This window comes from Blastococcus sp. SYSU DS0616 (genome assembly GCF_054051015.1).
Genome location: NZ_JBJHAJ010000052.1, coordinates 1 through 4,699, shown reverse-complemented (window position 1 = coordinate 4,699; position 4,699 = coordinate 1). Strand labels below are relative to the sequence as shown.

Genomic DNA, 4,699 nt, shown 5'->3' with positions numbered 1-4,699 from the left:
CCGTTTACCTGGTCAGTCATTGACGGTGCCCTGCCTGCCGGACTGACTTTGGCGGCGGGCACCGGCCGGATCGAGGGCACGCCGACCGCATTCGGCACCAGCAGTTTCACTGTCGAGGCCGTCGATCGGAGGGGTACCAAGGCCACCGCAGTCCTCGAGCTGTCGGTGACGAGCGCCCGTCTGCCGGTGCAGGTCACCAGTACGTCGCTGACCGCGGCTGAACAAGGCACCCCGTACGCCGCCAGTCTTACCGCGACTGGCGGTGTGGAGCCGTTTACCTGGTCAGTCATTGACGGTGCCCTGCCTGCCGGACTGACTTTGGCGGCGGGCACCGGCCGGATCGAGGGCACGCCGACCGCATTCGGCACCAGCAGTTTCACTGTCGAGGCCGTCGATCAGAGGGGTACCAAGGCCACCGCAGTCCTCGAGCTGCCGGTGCGCGAAGCGCGGTCGATTCTGGAGCACTGCGGTGATCTCAGCAGCTCCGCGACGTGGGCGGGGGGCGCCGTGCATCGCTTGACGTGCCCGGTGACCGTGCCGGCGGGCGTGGAGCTGCGGATCGAGGCGGGCGCGACCGTGCTTTTCGATGGCGGGTTGAATGTTGAGGGGGCGCTGGTGGTAGCCGGTACTGCGGCGGCCCCGGTCACTCTCGGCTCTCCAGACCACGGCCCCCGGGGCCAAGGTATGGCCTCGATTTATCTGCCCGTCGCCGCCAGTTCGCTCTCAATGCAGCATGCGGTGGTCATCGGATCCATAGCGCAAGGCCGCGACCGGTCAGCGATCAGTGAGCCGGTGGTCATCACTGACACCATCGTCAACGGGCACGTCAAGCTTGACTCAAATGCGGGGAGCGTTGTCCTCCAGCGACTGACCGTGGGCCCCACTGACTACACCTACGATTCCTCCGGGCTTTCGGTCGACATGGCTGGGGGCGGCACGATCACGATCACGAATAACATCCTCACCGATACGCGGACCGGGATCGTCGTCAAGGCGCCACAGGTGTCCAGCCCGGTCGTACGTGACAACACCGTTACTCGAGCTAGCGGGCTAGCCGTTCATGTTGCCGCGGACGAACTGTCCGCGGAGCACTTGTCCGGCAACACGGCCACTGGGGGGACACAGCCACGCCTGGGGCTTTCCGGCCGGCTGCTCGGCGCCACCAGCACAGCGGACTTCCAGATCCCCCTGACCGTCCTCGGCACTCTCACCGTGCCAGCGGGCGTGGAGCTGCGGATCGAGGCGGGCGCGACCGTGCTTTTCGATGGCGGGTTGAATGTTGAGGGGGCGCTGGTGGTAGCCGGTACTGCGGCGGCCCCGGTCACTCTCGGCTCTCCAGACCACGGCCCCCGGGGCCAAGGTATGGCCTCGATTTATCTGCCCGTCGCCGCCAGTTCGCTCTCAATGCAGCATGCGGTGGTCATCGGATCCATAGCGCAAGGCCGCGACCGGTCAGCGATCAGTGAGCCGGTGGTCATCACTGACACCATCGTCAACGGGCACGTCAAGCTTGACTCAAATGCGGGGAGCGTTGTCCTTCAGCGACTGACCGTGGGCCCCACTGACTACACCTACGATTCCTCCGGGCTTTCGGTCGACATGGCTGGGGGCGGCACGATCACGATCACGAATAACATCCTCACCGACACGCGGACCGGGATCCTCGTCAAGGCAGAGGTTGCCTCGGTTTCCGTCCTCGAGAATCAGGTGCAGATTGAGGACCCCGGTTTCGAGCCGCACGACTCGTCACCCCTCCGAGGAGTCGGCGTAGCGGTGGTCACGAACGGCGACGGCCCCATGCCGACCGTTCGGGACAACGCCGTCCGGAACGCTCCTGGCGAGGCGTACGTCGTGACTGCGCAGCACCTCGATCTGGCCTCGGTCGGTGGGAATGTCTCCGTCGGCAGCGGCGAGGATGCGATGCTGCTCGGCGGTACCTTAAGAGCTGACGCGACATTCCCTGCCGAGAATGGCCTCGACTACGGAGTGATCGGACAGTCCTGGTCCGGCCCGTTTGGATTCCTTGCCGTTGGCTCCGGCGTCACGCTCTCGATTCATGAAGGTGCCGACATCCCCATTGGTTCTCGAAGCGGCTGCGGTTACGGTTGCTTCGATCCCCAGCTGAGCCACATCTACGTCGAGCCGGGAGGCTTTCTGCGTGCTGGAGGCTCGTCATCCGACCCGGTCACGCTCCGCATCTCGAAGGTGGACGGGCCCGGCCAGACGTGGGGTGGGATCTACGTAGAGGGCAGCGCGGTTTTCGCGCACTCCGTCGTCGGAGATGTTCACCCCAGTCGTGCCGCATTGCAGGCGGAACGAGGACAGTTGATCTTCCGAGGCGAGGTGAAATCGCCGGTGGACCTGACTGAGGAGCAGCAGTCCGCCTGGGTCGCGGTCGAATCCTGTGATCCGCCCGGTATGGAGGGGATCGACGCCGAGGATCCCAGCTTGCCGGCCTGCTTTGTGGACGTCAGCGGCGTGGACTGGGGCGATGGCCGGGGGCCGGGCCCGCTGGGGACCGGTCCAACGGTCTGCGGGCTCGCCATCGTGGGGCCCTGGGTGGGCGGGTCGAACGAAGCAGTCCAGACCAGCGCTCTCGACTGTTCGTCACCAGCTGACCCGTGGGAGGCGGTCGCAGCCGAACTGCAGAACCTGTGCGCCCAGCTTGGAGACGATACCGCTTGCGTGACCGTGGACGGCTACCTCGGCTGCACGGACACCATCACGCGTGCCGCCATCGAACTCCATCCGCAAGCCCTCGACATCCTGATGGTCCAAGAGGGCGAGGACTACGTCGCCGCATTCGCCGCTTCGGTGCAGTCGCTATATGTCGAGGGCATGGCCTCATCGTCAGCCAAGGATCTGCTCCAGGTGTCTCAAGGAGTCGCAGATGCGGCGGGCGCCTACCTGACTCTTACCTCGGCCGCTGAGACCTGCAAGGCCCAGTTCGGTTACTGACCTGGCGACCGCGCGTCCTTCCGGCTTCGTTATGACCAATCGCCTCGGGCCAAGGGGCTTCGCCTGGTGGTCGACCGGGGCAGCATAAGCGGCAGAAGGCAATGGCAGGGGACGGGATCCGCGGTGCAGCGCGGGGTGTTCGCCTCGTAGGCCGCGGCGCGGGGGGCCGGGCAGGCGATGGGCACCGCGTCGGACCCGGTCGCAGGACAGGAGCGGGCGCTGCGGGCGGCGCAGCTGGCGGTGGTTGACCAGTCGATCGAGGCCACCGACCTGCAGCTGGGCCGGGACTGCTGCAGCTTCAGTTGACAGCGGTTGGAACTGATCATGCCGCGATAGCGGCCTGAGTGGTGAAGGCGAGTTCGTACTCGACAGGCGTGAGCTTGCCGAGGGCGCGCTGGCGCCGGCGGCGGTTGTAGGTGTGTTCGATCCAGAACACGATCGCGGCGTGGAGCTCGTCGCGGGTGCGCCAGCGGCGGCGGTCGAGGACGTTCTTCTGCAGCAGCGCGTGCCAGGACTCCATCGCGGCGTTGTCGCCGGCGGAGGAGACGCGTCCCATCGATCCCTGCAGGCCGGCGGCGGTGAGAACGGCGCGGAAGGATCGTGCGCGGAACTGGGAGCCGCGGTCGCTGTGGACGACACCACACCGCCGGGCCTGCGTCGGGCGACGGCCGTCCGTAGGGCGGTGACGGCCAGCTGGGCGGTCATCCGTTCGTCGAGGGAGTAGCCGACGATGCGGTCGCTGAACAGGTCCTTGATCGCGCAGAGGTAGAGCTTGCCCTCGGCGGTCGGGTGCTCGGTGATGTCGGTGACCCAGGTCTGATCGGGGCGTTGCGCGGTGAAGTTTCGCTGCACGTGGTCGTCGTGCACCGCCGGACCAGGGCTCTTGCCCGCGCCCCGCCGGCCCTTGCGCACAGTGGTCGACCACAGCTTCTGCTGCGAGCACAACCGCCAGATTCGCCGCTCACCGGCGACCAGCCCGGTGCCGGTGACTTCGTCGGCGAGGAACCGGTAGCCGAACTCCGGATCATTGTCGTGTGCGTTGGTGAGGTAGGCGTCCTCGAGGTCCCGCTGGCTGACGGGGGCAGCAGTCCAGGCGTAGTAGGCCTGGGGCGAGTGGCCCAGCACCCCGCAGGTCAGCCGCACCGGGATGCCCTCGGCGGCCAGGTCACGGACCAGCGGGTAGCTCATTTTGGGAGGCTGCCGGGGGGCGAAGTAGGCCGCCGCTCGGCGCAGGATCTCGTTCTCCATCTCCAGCCGGCGTTTCTCGCGGCGCAGCTGCACGAGCTCGTTCTGCCCGGCGCTGGTCTGCCCATCGACGACGCCGTCATCGATGTCGGCCTGGCGCACCCAGCGGCGCACCGACTCCACCGAGATGTCGAAGTCGGCAGCGACCTCGGCCTGGCTCAGGTCACCGCGGCGAGCGACCCGGACGACGTCACGCTTGAACTCCGGCGGGAACTTCTTGGGTACAGCGACATCCTTCCCGCGGGACAAGATCCCGCAGAACGAGTGTCAACTGAAGTCGCAGCAGTCCCGCTCCCGAACCATGGGATGTCTGAGCTGCGGAGTCGCGCTTGTCACCCGACCGGGTGCTCTTGTGCCGATCGGGCCGCCCCCTGTCCACAGATCGACTGACCTCACCCCATCGGACTGGTCCGTTTCCTTACAGTCCGCACGGATTCGACGACTGCTCGACGGGGGATGGGCGTGCCGACTGCTCTGGACGTCGTGGACGGCGAGG

Annotated in this window: 3 protein-coding genes; 2 read left to right on the top strand and 1 reads right to left on the bottom strand. The window is 66.8% G+C overall.

Annotated features, from left to right (window positions below; genetic code table 11):
• Positions 1 to 2,958, top strand: a 2,958-nt coding sequence (locus tag ACI79K_RS21005; RefSeq protein ID WP_456600670.1) for an Ig domain-containing protein, incomplete at its 5' end; no start/stop codon positions are given.
• A gap of 177 nt (positions 2,959 to 3,135) precedes the next feature.
• A complete protein-coding gene (locus ACI79K_RS21000) occupies positions 3,136 to 3,264 on the top strand; it encodes a hypothetical protein (RefSeq protein ID WP_456600669.1) in 129 nt (42 codons plus the stop codon).
• Positions 3,265 to 3,280: 16 nt separating this feature from the next.
• Here the strand turns inward: ACI79K_RS21000 and ACI79K_RS20995 are convergent.
• Positions 3,281 to 4,452 (bottom strand): IS3 family transposase gene (locus ACI79K_RS20995; RefSeq protein ID WP_456600668.1). Its coding sequence is split into 2 segments (ribosomal slippage): positions 3,281 to 3,595 and positions 3,598 to 4,452, totalling 1,170 coding nucleotides; the frame shifts between segments, so codons are not numbered across the junction.
• Positions 4,453 to 4,699 lie beyond the last annotated feature (247 nt).

Excerpts from the sequence above, each read along its gene's own strand:
- ACI79K_RS21000 (WP_456600669.1), top strand. The coding sequence starts at position 3,136 with ATGGGCACCGCGTCGGACCCGGTCGCAGGACAGGAGCGGGCGCTGCGG.